The organism is Terriglobia bacterium (genome assembly GCA_035712365.1).
Taxonomy (GTDB): domain Bacteria; phylum Acidobacteriota; class Terriglobia; order UBA7540; family UBA7540; genus SCRD01.
The window spans coordinates 81,316-97,519 of record DASTAW010000015.1 but is presented as its reverse complement, the minus strand read 5'-3'; the positions used below and the strand labels follow the sequence as shown (position 1 = coordinate 97,519).

Here is a 16,204-nt window from a genome sequence, read left to right as displayed (position 1 = left end):
GCTGCCCTGGCCAGAAGAATACTTCTCCGAGGCCTGGCTGCGGTGGACGGCCGCGCACGGACTTCGGGATGGCCTTCCCGGTGTTATACTGATCAAATCGTGATCAGGGGATTCTTCGGGACATTGCTCGTGGCGATGGGCATGTGGGGTTCCTTCCATATGTTACTCCCGGTGAAGGGAACCGCTGCGCCCTGCCAGTCTGCCTGCACGTGCCATTGCTGCATGGACAGCGGAATGTGCTCGATGATGAAGCATGGCGCCCCAATGCGCATGGGACCGGAGTCGAACAGCGCCTCAAATGCAAGCCCGGTCCGGCGCGCTGTAGCTTGCTCCTGTTCACTGTCGCCGCCTGCGGCATCATTGATGCTGGCCTCGCACGCCGATCTGCTCTTCAGTCTGCCGCAAGCGAAGCTCCACTTCGTGCTGCCGGCCTCGCTCAATTGGGGCGGCGGCAACTTTATCTTTTGGCCTGCTCCTGATAGCCGGGTTCCTGATCCGCCTCCCAGACCTTTCTCCAGCTAACCGAAAAAACCAATTCCAAAAGCGAAGGTTTAGGTGCGCTGGCGCATCTTTACGCGCGTTCACGCGGGAGTCCATCTGTTTTCGGGAGGGAGTGTTTTACATGAGGTTTATCAGGTCCCTGGCTTTGCCGGCTTTGGCCTTGAGCTTGAGCCTTGCATGGCCCGCATATGCGGCAATTTTTGGGAACGTTCGCGGAATCGTCCACGATCCGCAGCACCGTCCCATTCCAAACGCCCAGGTCGTCATTCGGGCCGGCGGCGCGGCATGGTCGAAGACCGCCCATACGAACCCCGATGGCGAATTCGAGTTCAGTGCGGTACCGGCGGGTGTGTACGCCCTGTCAGTGCAGGCGCAAGGATTTCAGTCCAGGGAACAGTCCATAACGGTGAGTTCCGGCGCCGCCCCGATTTTCCATTTCGCGCTGGAGATCGCGGCGGCGAAGGAGAGTGTCAGCGTTTCCGCCGCGCCCGAGAATATAAATACCCAGGCGGCGTCCACAGAGACAACTGTTGACCGCGAGAGGATCGCTCGCACTCCCGGCGCAGACCGCACCAACAGTCTGGCGATGGTTACGGACTATGTTCCCGGAGCCTATATGGTCCACGATCAGCTCCACGTGCGCGGCGGGCATCAGGTGAGCTGGGAAGTGGACGGCGTTCCCGTCCCCAACACCAACATCGCCAGCAACGTGGGTCCGCAGTTTGACCCGAAAGATGCCGACTACGTCGAAATCAAGACGGGTGGATATTCCTCCGAATACGGCGACCGCACCTACGGCGTATTCAATGTGGTCCCGCGCACGGGATTCGAGTACAACAGCGAGGGTGAACTCGTAGCCAGCTACGGAAGCTTTAACCAGACGAACAACCAGCTTAGCCTGGGCAGCCACACTGATCGCCTGGCCTGGTTCGGGAGCCTGACCGGCAGCCGCTCTGACCTCGGGCTGATGACGCCGGTCCCGCAGGCGATCCACGCCATGAACAGCGGCGTGGGAGGGTTTGGCACATTCATTTTCAATGCCACACCCGAGGACCAGTTGCGGCTGGTGGCTTCTGCGCGCGGAGACCACTACCAGATTCCCAATACTCCCGAGCAGCAAAGCGCGGGAGTGCGTGATCTTGACCTGGAGCGCGACGCCTTCGTCAACTTCTCATGGGTGCATACTTTTGGTCCTGGAATGCTGCTGACCCTCTCCCCTTTCTATCACTTCAACCGGGCGAATTTCGTGGGCGGCCCCGATGACACGCCCTTCATTCTGAACAACAATCGCAGTTCTCAATACGTCGGTGGCCTGGCGACATTGGGAGTAGTGAAGGGAAAGCACAACGCGCAGTTTGGAGTTGAAGGCTTTGGCCAGCGTGATGACACCTTTTTCGGTCTCGCTCCTGCCGAGGCGACCGGGCGGCCGCCCATCCGGCAGCGCTACAAGCCTTTTGGCAATATGGAAGCTGCATTCTTGCAGGACCAGTTTCAACTGACATCCTGGCTGTCGCTCAACGGCGGCCTCCGGCTGACGCACTATTCAGGTCTGCTGCAGGAGAATGGGATTGACCCGCGCGTAGGGGCCGCCATCCGTGTGCCTCGACTTGGCTGGATCCTGCGAGGCTTCTACGGGCGGTATCTTCAGCCTCCGCCGCTCGACACCTTCTCCGGGCCGCTCGAGCAGTTCGCGCTCGAGGAGGGCGTCGCCTTTCTCCCTCTGCACGCCGAGCGCGATGAGCAGTATCAGGCCGGCATTACCATTCCGCTGCGCAAGTGGACGCTCGACGCGGACATTTTCCGCACGCGCGCCCGCAACTTTTTTGATCACGATGAGATTGGCAGCTCCAACATTTTTCTGCCGCTCACCATTCAGGGAGCGCGCATCCAGGGCTGGGAGTCCACGTTGCGCTCGCCCGAAATTCTTGGCCGCGCGAGAGTTCACGTGGCCTGGTCGCACCAGTTTGTGCAGGGCTTTGGCGCCGTCACTGGAGGTCTTACTGACTTCGAACCGCCGGAAGAAGGCTTCTTTTTTCTTGATCATGATCAGCGCAATACTTTGAGTATTGTGGGGAGCAGCGGGCTGCCGGGGCGGGCCTGGGCGACGGCGGTGATAGCCTACGGTTCTGGTTTCCTGAACGGCGACGGCCCCGCCCACCTGCCCAGCCACGCCACCCTCGGGCTCTCCCTCGGCAAGCGGTTCGGGAAGGACTGGTCCCTGGCTGTGAACGCCCTCAACCTCGCCGACCGCCGCTACCTGATCGACAACAGCAACACCTTTGGCGGAACGCACTACGCCTACCCGCGCGAGGTCTACGTGGAAGTGCGCTACCGTTTTCATTTCTAAGCACTTGACTAACACGCTGCGGCGCTGTAGCGACCGGGCGTCACGCTGCTCCGGCGGACTTCGGAGCCCCGCTGGCCGACCCGCCTGAAGCCACGCGCGCCAGCCTGGGCGCATTCCGGCTCCAGGAGTAGAATGGCGGCCGGTTTTGGCGGTCTCGCCTTTCCCTTCCGGATGCCTGGCGCGGCCAAACAGGCTACATGAAAGCCCACCCGGCCGTTCCGGAGGCCCCCGTTTATGCTTCGTCTCCGGCTGGTTGTTCAGTGGGCGATTTTCGGGGCCGCGTTGAACAAAGAAAAACAGCCCTTTGCAAGGGGGGTGTAAGGACACAGGCAAGGGTGCCTGTGCCACTACCAGAGCTAAGGAGAGAAACACAGGCAAGAGTGCCTGTGCTACTGCCAGACTTTAGGCCTAGAACCCAGGTTCCATTGAACGCGCAGGCGCGGGATGCCACTCTAATTCGAGATTTGCTTTGATGGTTATTAGCTGGACAGGGCAAGATCGGCTGAATGAAGCGTCAACAGAACCAACCCGAAGAGATTGTGGGCCGCCGCGCCGGGACCGTTTCCCGATTTCTCGTCGTCAGCGCCTTTCTGGGACTGCTGATCGGGCTTGTGGAAGCGGCGCTTCTGTGGACGACGCCTCGCGTCATCCCGCTGCTGGCGCCGGACGTTGGATGGGTGATCTGGTTCCTGGCGCCGCTGGTGGACATGCTCTTCTTTGCTCTGGTGGGTCTCGGCCTGGGCTTCCTGGCCAGCCGCACCGCGCACAAGGAAGTGTTTGCGGCCGCCGGCGCAGGCATTACGGTCACGTTTGTAACGCTCATGCTGGCGTGGTTCCACCGGGAGATTGGCCTCCATCCCTTCGATCTCCAGATGGAGATCGTTTCTCCGTTGGCAGTGTTCGTTCCTGTGACGGTGGTGTCGTTTGTGGTCCTTGCGGTCGTCTGGCACCGGCTTGCTGCGTTTGGGGACCGCTGGCTGAACAAGATGCTGAAGCCGCTGGCCCGCGTGCTTGCCGCTTTCGCGATGATTGCAACTGCTGCGATCGGGGCTTTTGTAGATCGACCGACTTTCTCAGGAACTCCGGTGCAGGCGGTCGCGCCGCCACAAGGCGCGCCCAACATCGTCTTTATCACGCTCGATACGGTCCGCGCCGACCATCTATCGTCCTACGGCTATTCGCGGCCCACCACGCCGAACATTGACCGCTTTGCGCGCAGCGGCGTGCTGTTTGAGAACGCCATCGCACCGACTTCCTGGACGCTCGCATCGCACTCCTCCATGTTCACCGGCCTGCTGCCCCAGCAGCAGGGGGCAGACTGGGCCGTTCCTTTGGCATCGAACCCCTGGACCCTTGCAGAAATCCTGCGGTCGCGGGGTTACGAGACGGCGGGCTTTGCGGCGAACGAGTATTACTTACAGAAGGGTTGGGGAATTGCCCAGGGGTTCGAGACTTATGACGACAACAGTTCGTTTCTCCGCCATAACCTTGCCCAGGCATTTCTAGGAAACGTCATTCTGCAGCCCCTGTACCAAACCTTCTGGCGTTACGACTCATTCGATCGCCGCGGCGCGCATGAGATTAATCGGAGCGTCTATCGCTGGCATCGGCGTCGTTCAGACCGTCCGTACTTTCTTTTCATCAATTATATTGACACCCACGACCCTTACTTCACGACGGGGCCTTATGAGGGCCGCTTTGGCAGAGTATCGAGGGACGTCGCTCGCAAAGTGCGTTTTGCCGGAGAGACGGGCGCGTCATATGAGTTCAGCCCGAGTGAGCGGGAGTCCATGATTGCAGGTTACGACAATTGCCTTGCCTACCTGGACAGCCAGGTGGGTGAACTTCTGGCATTCCTGCGCAATTCGCCCCAATGGACGAACACCATCGTGATTATCACCTCAGACCACGGCGAGGCATTTGGCGGCCATGGGAGCTATGAGCATGGTTTTGACCTTTACCGCCAACTGCTCCACGTTCCTTTGGCCATCGCGGGGCCGGGAGTTCCGCAGGATATGCGCACCAGCCACGTGGTGGGGACTCGCCAGTTGTTTTCCACTGTGTTGGATCTGGCTGGCCGTGGGAACACGCCTTTCAGCCGCACCAGCCTGGCAAGGTTCTGGAAGCCTGATTTCAAGCCATCGCCGTTCGACGACGCGGTTGTTTCAGAATTGGTTCCCGTTTTCGATTCGGGCGCACTGCGCCCATCGGTCAGCCTGACCACGCCCCAGTGGCAATACATCGAACATCGCGATGGCCGCCAGGAGCTTTACAACTGGAAAGCTGATCCAAGAGAACAACAAAACCTATCCGCTGCTGCCGGCGAACAGGCCACGCTGGAGGAGATTCGCTCGCGCCTCGTCGATCTGGTCAGCGATGCCGTCGGTCCCTGGCGCGGCCCGCAGTATCTCGACGCCCTGGATTCGGTGTCGGGGCCGGCCCGGCTCAGCCTTCTTCGTCCTCAACCGTTCGAGCCGGGTGCCGCGAAATATCGCATCGGCATGGCGCAGGCATTTTTCAAACCCGAGGAATCCGCGCCCACCCGTCCCACGCAGGCTGAGCGTGAACTGATGCGGAGCCTGCCTTATCAATAGCCAAAGCGGGCTTTTGAATCTCCTTTATTGAAGATTGACTGACAGAAGTGCGTGTGGACGCCTCTCGCCTGGCGGAAGGTGGCGGAAGGTGATTGCGCTGCAGAGAAAGTGAGGTTAGCTTAATGAGGATTGCATAATAGAGTGACGGATTTCCGTAGCGCCGGTCCCGCCCAGCGGGACCGGCCCTGAAAATTGCCGCCGGGACGGCGCTACAAGTGATCTTGTCACCATATTTTGTAATCCTCAGTAGGACGATGCGGATGACCCCTGAACGGCGAATTGCCGGTGGTCCAATGCTGCCCGTGGGCGCGACGAGCGGGGTCCGGGGCGAATTCTACCGCTACGTCCTGGTCGGAGGGTTCTCGACCGTCTGTGATGCCTCAACTCTGTTTTCGCTGACACGCTTTGCGGGCGTCCACTATCTGATTTCGGCGCCCATCGGGTTCTGTCTCGGAACGATTGTGAATTACTTCCTAAGCGGCAGTTGGGTATTTGAGCGCCGTACGATGAACAACAGGTCGGCGGAATTGACGATTTTCACTCTCATCGGAGTGGTCGGATTAATTCTAAACGAACTCATCCTGTGGTTCTTTCAATCCAAACTGGGCATTTATTATCTGATTGCCAAAGGTGTGAGCGCCGCCGTGGTCCTGGCGTGGAACTTTGGCGCACGAAAACTCGTTCTGTATCGCTAGCTTTTGACAGGAACATTGCCTGGCTCCTCCGAAGCCGGCCTTAATCGTTTCCCGGACACGGAGGAGCAGAAGCGGCAGATGGGCGGGTTTTCTTAGCGCGCCGTGTTTCCGGCAGGAACCAGCCGTTGAGCTTCCACTTGTGCAAGTATCCAGCCGTAGGTTTTTTCCAGCCCGTTCCTAAGTGGCTGAGAAGGTGCCCAGCCGAGCTTCTCACGGATCAACCGATTGTCAGAGTTCCGGCCGCGCACGCCGAGAGGGCCGGAAATGTGCTTGATGCTGAGCTTCTTGCCGGTGATCTCCATAACCATCTGAGCCATCGCGTTGATGGTTACCATCTCGTCGGAGCCGATATTTACCGGTCCGCAAAAAGTATCTGACTGCATCAGGCGGGATATTCCCTCAAGACACTCGTCGATGTATAGAAATGAACGGGTCTGCCGGCCGTCGCCCCATATTTCAATCTCACCGCCTTTGGGTTGTTCTGCGACCTTCCGGCAGAGAGCGGCGGGGGCTTTTTCGCGCCCGCCGCACCAGGTTCCTTCAGGGCCGAATATGTTGTGGAAGCGCGCCACGCGCACATTCAGCCCATGGTTCCTGGCAAATGCGAAGTAAATCCGCTCGCTGAATAGTTTCTCCCATCCATACTCGCTGTCCGGGGCCGCCGGGTAGGCGCTGGACTCCGCGCAGTTGGGGTTGTCAGGGTCTTCCTGGTTGTAGGCGGGATACATGCACGCGGAAGAGGAATAGAAAATCTTCTTCACCTTGCGCTCGACGCCGAAGCTGGCCATGTGGAGGTTGATCATGCAGGAATTGTGCATGATTTCAGCGTCATTCGCGCCGCTGAAGACAAAACCGGCGCCGCCCATATCGGCCGCGAGCTGGTAGGCCTCGTCAAAGGGACGGTCCAGAATCTCCTGCCAGGTTGAGGCGTCACGAAGATCGCCCTGGACAAAACTGTCGGCTGCCGTCGGGCTGAATTCAGGCCGCTTAATATCCACGCCGCGGACCCAATATCCTTCCCGCTTGAGCCGCCTCACCAGATGGCTGCCGATAAAGCCTCCTGCTCCACATACCAATGCTTGCTTCGCTGCCATAGATCCTCCTTTTACAAATAAGGGTCGCCTCATACATATCCTTCGAAATGATCGACTGACGTTTCATGGACAAATTGCTGACACGGCTGCGGGAGCGCCGGGCGCCGCCCTCTCCCCGCAAGCCAAGGAAGCATGCGGCGCGGTGCCGGCCAGCGCAAGCCGGCGAAGGCGCGCGGATGAATGAGCGCCGGCAGCGCCGCCAGGTAATCGTAGGCAAAGGCGTGCCAGTTGAAAATCACTGCTCCAACCACCAGCCACGCCACAGCCCGGTCGTCGCGCAATCCGCGAACTGCGGCGAACGCGAACACGAGACCAGCGGCAAGCACAGGCGCGGCCCAGTGCGCCGCACCCAGGGCAGTCAGAAGCCCGTGCACGGTCAGCGGGCCGTAATAAACCGCGCCTGCAACGGTTTGGGCCCGCCAGCAAGCTTCAGGCCAGCCTGGCCCGGCAATGGCGGTGGAGAGCGCAAACAGAAACGTTCCGGTTACCACGACGGACCACAGCACCCGCCAGCGCCGCCGCCAAGCCAGGAAAAGCAGCGCTGGCAAGAGCAGATGAAGGCCCATCGAGGCAAGGCCAAGCAAAATGCCGGCCCGTTCGTCACGCCCTCTCCTGATCGCGGACAGCGCCAGGGTTATGAGGAGAACAAACACGCCAATGTCGTGGCCGGATTTAACCATCCAGGCCAGGGGAAGAGCCAGGAACGACGCTGTCGCGAGCCATGCTGATGCGCTCATCGCCGCCAGGCGCGTACGCAGCGTCCAGAAGGCCGCCATCACCAGCGCCAGATTCAGCGCTGACCAGAGCAGGAAAGCGGCCGAAAATGGAAGCCATGTGAGCGGCAAAAATTCCAACGCCTGCCACGGGGCGCGCAGAAATGGCAAGTGCGGCGGATAGACGCGCGAATCATAGAGCGCAAGCGCGAGCGCGTGGCCGGTGCGCAGGCGCATCCCCGCCTCGTAGGACACCGCAAAGTCGGAGCCGGTGGGGATGCGTGCGGATGGAACCACCAGCAGCGCCGCCGTCGCGCCCGCAATGATTGCCCCAGCCGCCGTCCAGCGCATCCCGTTTTTCGTTTTCATTCTCCTCTCCACCAGGCTCGGGCGCCGCACTTGCGGCTCCCACAGCCGGGTCAAGAAATCATTCGGCAGGCGGCAATCCACCTGCGCATCAGGTAAGCCGTCTGATGGAAATATCCGCGTGTGGCCTGGTTCCAAATCGTGCCTGAGAAACCTTCAACCGCATCTTCAAGCTTGTCCGCGAGGGACGCGTAAGCGTCCCCGTAATTGCTCCCTTCGAGCTTTGTATCGACGAGCCACTGGGTGATATCTTCCAGCGCCCAGATACAGGCGAATTCGTTTGCGGCGTCGCGCATGTAGTTGTGGGAGTTTCTTCGGTGCTCGGCAAGCGGACTGCCGACTCTTAACTTGTATCCCAGATGGCGGACGCAAGCCTGGCTGAAGTAACCGCTGAAGATGTCGCCGTAGCGGTCAATCGGCGTGCCTGCAAGCGGGTATCCCATTCGCAGGAAATAGTAGGAAATGATGACATCGCGATGGACGGCTGTGTTTTGGGTATTGATGGGCGACCATGCCGAATCACTGAGCAGTACAGAGCTGCCACGCATGGCCGACGCCCGCACCGGCGCAATCAGCCACGTCATGGCGTCCATATCCGGCTCGCTGAGCCAAAGGCCGGCGTTCATGTGGACCCGCCCTTTCTCGACGGCCCGCGAAATCCTGGGCTGTTGATGGCGCGCAAAATAGGGAAAGCCTCGTGGATAAACGGTGACGTGGGGTTCAGTTTCCAGCATGTCGCAGATGTTGAACCAGCGATTTTCGCTCGAGACTTCGCATTCCGCGGTTGGCTCCCCAAGGACGATGCTGTGGGCCTTCACAAAATCTTCGTCCGGAAGGCACCAATTATCGTCATCGATCGACAGCATGACCGGGGCCCCTGACTCGAGGGCGAACAGGAAACCGACGTTGCGGCGATTGTCGGAATTGTAGGGGATCAGCTTGCCCAGCCCATTGAATTTGTTCAGGTAGATTTCCTGTTCGTCGAGGGTAGGGCAGAATGTCTTTAATCCCCTTCGGGTGAGGTCCCTGCAACGGTCGTAGGCGGCGGCAGGAGTTTTGCGGTCGGGAATGACAATGGCAACGGTGCGGTCCAGATACCCGAAGCGCTCGAAATTGCGAAAGTAATCTTCCAGGATCACAGGGTCGGCGATGGTGGACATCACCAGAACTGCCTCAGGTTGCATCAAAGGACTCCCTCTTGAGGATTGCCGGAAACGTCGGTGGCACGCAGCCGGTACAGGCGCCACAACTGCGCAAGCGCCTCTCTGACCGCGCTGCCGTGCAGCCGGGGACTGGCCGCCTGGTATTGAATGGGGACTTCCGTAATCTTGAGATCGCGGCAATAAACTTTGATTTCAGTCTGGAAGAAATGCGCCCGCGAACGGATGCCGTGTTCCAAAACGAGTTGGAGCGCGGGGCGCGAGAACATCTCGAATCCGCTGGTCATGTCATTCAGGCGCGTGCCCATCATCAGGTTCGTCAGGGTTGTTCCGCAGCGGCTGATGAGATAGCGCTTCCATGAACTTTTGCGGATGCCGCCGCCCGGCATGAAACGACTGCCAAAAACGCAGTCATATCCCTGCTGCATGGCGGCGAAAAACTGCGGGATGTCAGCAGGCCTGTGGCTGAATCCGGCGTCGATTTCAAGGATCCAGTCGGAGCCGGCTGCGAGCGCCTCGCGATAGCCGCGGACATACGCATCCACAACACATCGGTTTTCCGGGGACCAGACAACCTGCAGACGGGGCTCGGTGATGGCATACTCGCGCAGAAGTTCGAGAGTATTATCTGTGGTTGCCTTGTCCAGCACGGCAAAAAATCTGACGCTGCGGAAACCGTGGCATTGCTCCAATACTTCACGAACGAAGCGCACAGCTTCTGTGCCCTCATTGGCCATGGGGCAGGCGACGCCGAGGCTTATGTCCGCCAGCTTGTTCAGTGACACATCAGATGACATCGGGTCTACTCCCACGACGCCTCCAGTGCTGTTTCGTTTAACGGCACAGAACGACACGGCACCGGCGCTTCGGCTGGGGAAAGAACCAGCCTCTCCTGTTGCTTCTCGTACAGCTCGTAAATCAGAGAGGCGCCTATGAGCGCCAGGCCGTAAAAGTAAGGGGAACCGGCAATCGCGAACTGCGCGGGAGAACTCAGTGCGATCCAGGCAAGCACGTGCAAAGGGATGCAAAGGATGATCCAGCCGATCCTCATGAGCGCATTCAGTTGCCTTTCGTACAACATGGGAATCAGCACCACCGTATAACCCAGCCAACTGACTGGCCCGGCCAGCAATGAAACAATCAAAGCAATTTCCGATATCCTGTAAATGTCCGGCGCCTTGCTGAAAGCAATCCATGCAACCGCCAGCAGCATAATAATTGTCAAAGCGTAACCCAGGTCTCTGTAGTAGTGGGTAATTCCGGTGTAGGGATCAAGCCGCGCGAACATTGCGACGATGGCGGAATTGGTCGGCAGTGGAATTCCCCGGAAGCCCTTGCAGGCCGCTGCCCAGAGCCGGTAGAGTTCTACGCCGTCGCCCGAAGCCAGCGGAAGCACTGAAGCAGTTGCAAACGTCAGGAGGGCCGAAATACCAGCTTTTCTGTGCCGGGACAGAATCAGCAAGACCGGCCAGACCAGGAAGGTGGGCTTGAGCGCACAAAGGACACCAATCGCCAGCCCGGCGGTGACGAAGGCGTTTCTCCTGAATGCCAGCCACGCGACGACGGTGAGCAGAAGCAGTACCATATACATCTGGCCCAGTTCAAACGTATACCAGACCCCACCCATTCCCAGGACCAGCAGGATTCGGGTCCTAAGGGCCGGATTGGGATTTGCCCGGATGATGAGGGCCACGGAAACAATAAAGAGGCAGACCGAGATCAGGGCCCACAACTCGGCGCTGGCAATGGGCCCGACGGCAATAATGGGCCGAAACAGATAGAGGCTGACCGGCGGATTCAAATTAACCGCCGGAACGAACATGCCTCTAACGTCAAGCGCAGGGTGATAAGTTAGAGGGTAGTCGAGGTATGGGTTCAGGTGATGGACCCAGGCGTACACGGAAGCGTACAGCGAACCGTAGTCATATAGAGGCAAAGCGCTTTTGAAACTTGCCAGAGTCTGGAGGATGATCGTGAAGTAGTAAACCAGCAAACAGAAAGCCGCTCCCAGGAGCGGCAGGGTGCGCGGCCAGTCGTTTGAGCGATTCGCCAAATCGCGCAAATTGCTTATGCTGATCTCCGACCGAAGCCCTGAACGCATCCTTTTTGTCTCGCCGTTAAAGCTGTACCCGAACTCTGTGCCGCTGGACGCCCAGTGCAACCCAAAGAGGCAATAGGCAATTCGTAGGCCACTTTGCCGGTTATTGCTAACCCAGTTATTATCAGCGATTTGAATCCAGAGCGAGGCCGCAGGTGTCATCAAAAGGTATCACTTGTTCCAGGGCTGGATTTTCAATAGGTTACAGAGCTTCAGGCACTGGCGCAGGCAATTGACATATGGGTCGCCAGTGTGGGACATTCGCTTAGGAGATGCGGTGAAACAGGGTGAGGCGGCAAAGGGGAAGTCGGTTGTCATTATTGGGGCGGGGCCGGCGGGGCTGACGGCTGCGCTGGAATTGTCGAGGCATAACGTCCCGGCAATGGTCCTGGAAGCGGACAAGCAGGTGGGCGGCATTTCGCGCACGGTGAACTACAAGGGATATCTGTTTGACATCGGCGGGCACCGCTTCTTTACCAAATGGGACGAAGTAAACCAGATCTGGAAGGAGACGCTGGGAGACAAGTTCCTGCAGCGGCCGCGTCTGTCGCGCATCTATTACCGCAGAAAATTCTTTCTTTATCCCCTGGTGGCGAAAAACGCCTTGCTGGGGCTCGGGCCAGTCGAAAGCGTTCGGATTCTGCTCAGCTACTTTCGCTCCGCGCTCTTTCCGACGCCGAAGGAAGACAACCTGGAGGAGTGGGTCTCGAACCGGTTTGGAAAGCGCCTTTATCAGATCTTCTTCAAGACCTATACCGAGAAAGTGTGGGGCGTGCCTTGCACGTCGATCCAGGCAGAGTGGGCGGCCCAGCGGATCAAAGGCCTCTCGTTGATGGGGGCGGTGAAGAATGCGCTGTTCCCCTCAAAAACGCCCAAGGCAAAGACGCTGATCGACAAATTCAATTACCCCGAGCGGGGTCCGGGGCAGATGTGGGAGACGCTGACGGAGCAGCTTGGGCGAGAAGGCTACCCAGTGATGATGGAGCGGCCGGTGGTCCGCATCTGCCACGAGGCGGGGACCGTGAAGCGCGTGGTAACGCGCGGCGCGCACGGCGAGGAGAACTTTGAGGGCACGGACTTCGTGAGCTCGATGCCCATCCGCGACCTGATGAACGCGCTCGATCCGCGCCCGCCGGAGGAAGTGATGCGGGCGGCAAACGACCTTCGCTATAGAGACTTCCTGATCGTCAGCCTGGTGGTCAACCGGAAGGAAGTCTCGCCTGACAACTGGATCTACGTCCACGAACCGGGAGTGAAGGTGGGGCGCATCCAGAATTTCAAGAACTGGTCGCCCGCCATGGTTCCAGACCCGGGCAAAACCTGCCTGGGAATGGAGTATTTCGTTTTTGAAAATGATGAGCTGTGGTCAAGCCCTGACCAGAAGCTGATCGAGATGGCGCGAAATGAGATTGCGCAGCTTGGGCTGGTGCGGCGGGAGGAAATTGAAGATGGCACTGTGGTGCGAATGCGAAAGGCCTACCCGATGTACGATCCAGGCTGGGCAGAACGCATTGAGACCATCCGCGCCTATGCGCGCGCCAGCCTGAGAAATCTGCAATTCGTCGGCAGAAACGGGATGCACAAGTACAACAACCAGGACCATTCCATGATGACCGCGCTGTGCGCCGCTCGGAATATCTGCGGCGCCGGGCACGACATCTGGGCCATCAACAGCGAGCCCGATTATCACGAGGAAGTGAAAGAATCCGAATCCCGCCCCAAGCAAGCCCAGGTGGAGAGCGTGGCTACCTGAGGCGCGGCCCGCCCCGCAAGCGGCCCACGATGGCGACCGGGACGCTTTACACGCTGCCTTTCGTCTTCGTAATGTTGCACGGATCAGCAGCTCTTGTTCTGGTGGGTACCGGCCCCTGTGTCTTAACGAAGATAACGCTGAGGCGGTCGTGGTAAACCTCCTTCCACTGGGGCGAGGCGCTCAACAAAGACGCTTGCATAGTGCCTTGGGGGACCAGGCAGGAGTCAATGTCGTACTTTCGCAGCAGGGTCCATAATCCGTTTTCCGTCGATAAGGCGTTCAGATAATCGCTGAAAACCGTGTCCCGCTCATAAAGGTTGAGCCGCCCGTCGATGAAGACCTTGCGAGCGGGTCCGAGGTCGAACAGCAGAAAGCTTCCCCAATCGTAGTAAGTGTATGTCCGTTCGATGTCCGGGCGAGAGCCCAGGAAGCTGGCCGCGCCAACCGGCGCTATGAGCTTCCTGACCTCCTGCAAGTTCGATTTCGAGGGAAAGAACCCCACGATACCGGCCAAAATGCAAGCCATGAGCAGAGCATTTACCAGAGTTCGCTCTTTCTGAGCCTGGCGCCCCGGCAGCCAACGGACAAAAAGCTCCGCCAAAAAAGGCGCAAAGACCGGGACGAACAGCACAATGAGCCGCGCGTGAAGTAATGTTCCTCCGGCGGCCACGGCCAGGAGAAGAAAGTCAGGCAACTGGCAATACAGCCGGCGGGTCAGGATTGCGCCGCAAAAAAACAATAAACAGGCAACAAAGAGCACTCCCTGGAAGCTGGAAAGCGGCAAAGGCTGGAACTCCGTCACAATCCTGGTGCTGATGGGCTGCAGGGACATGAACTGCACCGGAAAAATGGCCAGACGAATTCCGTAAGGCGTCACCAGCGAGGCCAGCCCGCAGAGTAAGATGGTCAGTCCCAATTGGCGGCGCTGCGCGGGCGTCCAGGGCTTAGACCAGACCCCTGCGGCACGAAAAGACAAGCTGCCGCCCACCAGATAGATGGCGAGCGCGCCAAAACCCAGGATGAATGTGCCGTGAGAGTTGACCCAGATCAGGAACAGCAGGGGAAGCGCCCACAAGGGCCTTGGACGGCCCTGCCGAAATCGCTCCAGGATGATGAGCGTGGCCAGCAGAAGCGCCTCACCCAGCAATTGAGGCTGGACACTGAATGACAGTGCAGCCAGCGGCAAGAGCAACGCACAAGCTACAAATGACGCGGTAAGGTCCCGGCTGCGCTGGTAACAATAATAGAAGAGCAGTATTAATATTGCGCCGGCGAAAGCCGTAAGCAAGATCATCAGGCCCCGCAGGCCTCCGGCTTTCCACGCGGCGGCCATGACGACCTCTCCCAGCCACTCGTAGGCGATCCATGGCTTGCCGGGCATCGTGAAGGAATACACATCCGCATGAGGCCAGGCGTGAGTAGCGAGGATCTGCCTGCCTATCGCAAGGTGCCACCAGGCGTCGCCCCGTATCCAGAATTGTGAAGCTGCTGACGGGTCCGAGGATACGTTTCCCACACCTGCCCCGATGGACATGAAGGCCCCGGCCAGTAACAAAGTGGCGAGGACCGCGGGAAAGGAGAAGGCCTTTCGGGCCAGGTTAACGAGCAGGCCGCCCGCTGCGGGTCTGTCGCTTTGTCCAGTTCGAGAAGCAAGCATGCGGATGCCCCAATCAATACGTTTCCGTCCGTCTTATGTCCACCGGAGCGTTCCTAACCAAAACGTTTTTCGGTGTCTCGCGGTCTCAGCCATGTTACGCTACGACGGATGAGTTTCAAAACGGGAATTGGGCTTGCGGAAGTGTGAACGAGGCGCTCAATGGGCAGCAATCACGGAGGACCTGGTCCCGCGGAAAACAGGAAGCCAGTTTTCGGGATGTAGTTGAACGGACGGTGCGCCACCGCTGCCCGCTCCACGGTAGGTAGTCCCCAGCGCGGCGGCTGGGAGTACTGATCCGGTCCTTTGGACGGACCCAAATTGACACGGGAAAAGAGGCATGGGACATTAACCACTCGCCATGCTTTTTGAACCTGCAAAGCGGAGTAGAACGGTTTTCGTACGATGAAAAGCTCCCTGACGGAAGCCGAACACGGGCTGGAAGACACGTATTGGTGGTTTGTGGGCCGCCGCGCGATTATCGATCGCGTTCTGCGCCGGTTCGCGCCCGGAGGCAGAGTTGCGGTGGATGTTGGCTGCGGTACGGGCCGCAATCTGTCGATATTGGCCCAATATGCGGACTGGGTCGCCGGGCTTGACCGTTCGCTGGCGGCGCTCTCGATCGCTGTCTCGCGCGGGCTGGCTGCAGGCTGCGTTGATGGCCATTCGCTTCCGCTGGCTGATGGCTCCGTGGACTTGCTGACGGCCTTTGACGTATTGGAGCACATGGATGACGATGTACGCACGCTCGAAGAATTCAGCCGCGTGCTTCGGCCGGGTGGACTGCTCCTGGTTACGGTCCCGGCGTACCGGTTTCTGTGGAGCGAGCACGATGAGGCACTGATGCATCGCAGGCGGTATGTCGCCTCGGAATTGCACATGAAGCTCAACCGCACGGGACATGAGGTCATTTTTCGGAGCTATGCTGTTTTCTTTGTCTTTTTCCCCATCCTGTTCTATCGACTTTTCCGTGGTTTATTCCCCAAGGATGCAATGTCACCCAAGGCCTCGCACGTGGTCCTGCCACCCTTGTTGAACAGGTTTTTCACGCGGATGTTGCAGACGGAAGGGCTTTTGATGAGGTTCGTCCGTTTGCCCTGGGGAACGTCCATCCTCATGCTATGCCAAAAGCGGCCTGTCGCCGCCCAGATGCCCCCAGTCGGCTGCACAGAAGCGACCGAAAGGCTCGAGAATCGACACGCCGAACTGGTCTGATCAGGCGACCAGCC

The 16,204-nt window shown here is 59.0% G+C and carries 12 protein-coding genes; 5 read left to right on the top strand and 7 right to left on the bottom strand.

The window, feature by feature from the left end; all coding sequences use genetic code 11:
- Nucleotides 1-92: 92 nt before the first annotated feature.
- Nucleotides 93-455 carry a hypothetical protein gene (locus VFQ24_04115; protein HET9177524.1) on the bottom strand — a complete coding sequence of 121 codons (363 nt, stop codon included), beginning with the start codon at nucleotides 453-455 and terminating at the stop codon, nucleotides 93-95.
- A 167-nt stretch (nucleotides 456-622) separates the two neighbouring features.
- Between VFQ24_04115 and VFQ24_04110 the strand changes: the two genes are divergently transcribed.
- The 3 genes from VFQ24_04110 to VFQ24_04100 all read left to right on the top strand — a co-directional run bounded on the left by VFQ24_04110 (nucleotide 623) and on the right by VFQ24_04100 (nucleotide 6,137).
- Complete coding sequence (locus VFQ24_04110) at nucleotides 623-2,848, top strand: TonB-dependent receptor (GenBank protein ID HET9177523.1); 2,226 nt, start codon at nucleotides 623-625, stop codon at nucleotides 2,846-2,848.
- Between the two features lie 506 nt (nucleotides 2,849-3,354).
- Nucleotides 3,355-5,442 (top strand): sulfatase, encoded by a 2,088-nt coding sequence (locus tag VFQ24_04105; GenBank protein ID HET9177522.1) that lies wholly within the window; start codon nucleotides 3,355-3,357, stop codon nucleotides 5,440-5,442.
- A gap of 260 nt (nucleotides 5,443-5,702) precedes the next feature.
- Nucleotides 5,703-6,137, top strand: a complete 435-nt coding sequence (locus VFQ24_04100; protein ID HET9177521.1) for a GtrA family protein — start codon at nucleotides 5,703-5,705, stop codon at nucleotides 6,135-6,137.
- Between the two features lie 92 nt (nucleotides 6,138-6,229).
- Here the strand turns inward: VFQ24_04100 and VFQ24_04095 are convergent, their stop codons facing one another.
- The 5 genes from VFQ24_04095 to VFQ24_04075 are packed head-to-tail and all read right to left on the bottom strand — an operon-like array spanning nucleotide 6,230 to nucleotide 11,532.
- Nucleotides 6,230-7,231 carry an NAD-dependent epimerase/dehydratase family protein gene (locus VFQ24_04095; GenBank protein HET9177520.1) on the bottom strand — a complete coding sequence of 334 codons (1,002 nt, stop codon included), beginning with the start codon at nucleotides 7,229-7,231 and terminating at the stop codon, nucleotides 6,230-6,232.
- 29 nt (nucleotides 7,232-7,260) lie between these two features.
- Complete coding sequence (locus VFQ24_04090) at nucleotides 7,261-8,313, bottom strand: glycosyltransferase family 87 protein (GenBank protein ID HET9177519.1); 1,053 nt, start codon at nucleotides 8,311-8,313, stop codon at nucleotides 7,261-7,263.
- A 50-nt stretch (nucleotides 8,314-8,363) separates the two neighbouring features.
- Nucleotides 8,364-9,494: a hypothetical protein gene (locus tag VFQ24_04085; protein HET9177518.1), complete on the bottom strand. Its 1,131-nt coding sequence runs from the start codon at nucleotides 9,492-9,494 to the stop codon at nucleotides 8,364-8,366.
- Complete coding sequence (locus tag VFQ24_04080) at nucleotides 9,494-10,267, bottom strand: glycosyltransferase (protein ID HET9177517.1); 774 nt, start codon at nucleotides 10,265-10,267, stop codon at nucleotides 9,494-9,496. The genes VFQ24_04085 and VFQ24_04080 overlap by 1 nt, the downstream gene beginning before the upstream one ends.
- 5 nt (nucleotides 10,268-10,272) lie before the next feature.
- The gene (locus VFQ24_04075; protein ID HET9177516.1) at nucleotides 10,273-11,532 is read right to left on the bottom strand and encodes a glycosyltransferase family 87 protein; all 1,260 of its coding nucleotides are present in this window, start codon (nucleotides 11,530-11,532) and stop codon (nucleotides 10,273-10,275) included.
- Nucleotides 11,533-11,845: 313 nt separating this feature from the next.
- On the opposite strand from VFQ24_04075, the gene VFQ24_04070 reads away from it, so the two are divergent.
- The gene (locus tag VFQ24_04070; protein HET9177515.1) at nucleotides 11,846-13,321 is read left to right on the top strand and encodes an NAD(P)/FAD-dependent oxidoreductase; all 1,476 of its coding nucleotides are present in this window, start codon (nucleotides 11,846-11,848) and stop codon (nucleotides 13,319-13,321) included.
- Nucleotides 13,322-13,367: 46 nt separating this feature from the next.
- On the opposite strand, the gene VFQ24_04065 is transcribed toward VFQ24_04070, so the two are convergent.
- Nucleotides 13,368-14,978, bottom strand: a complete 1,611-nt coding sequence (locus VFQ24_04065) for a hypothetical protein (protein ID HET9177514.1) — start codon at nucleotides 14,976-14,978, stop codon at nucleotides 13,368-13,370.
- A 402-nt stretch (nucleotides 14,979-15,380) separates the two neighbouring features.
- Between VFQ24_04065 and VFQ24_04060 the strand changes: the two genes are divergently transcribed.
- Nucleotides 15,381-16,190, top strand: a complete 810-nt coding sequence (locus tag VFQ24_04060; protein ID HET9177513.1) for a class I SAM-dependent methyltransferase — start codon at nucleotides 15,381-15,383, stop codon at nucleotides 16,188-16,190.
- The last annotated feature ends 14 nt before the right edge of the window (nucleotides 16,191-16,204 follow it).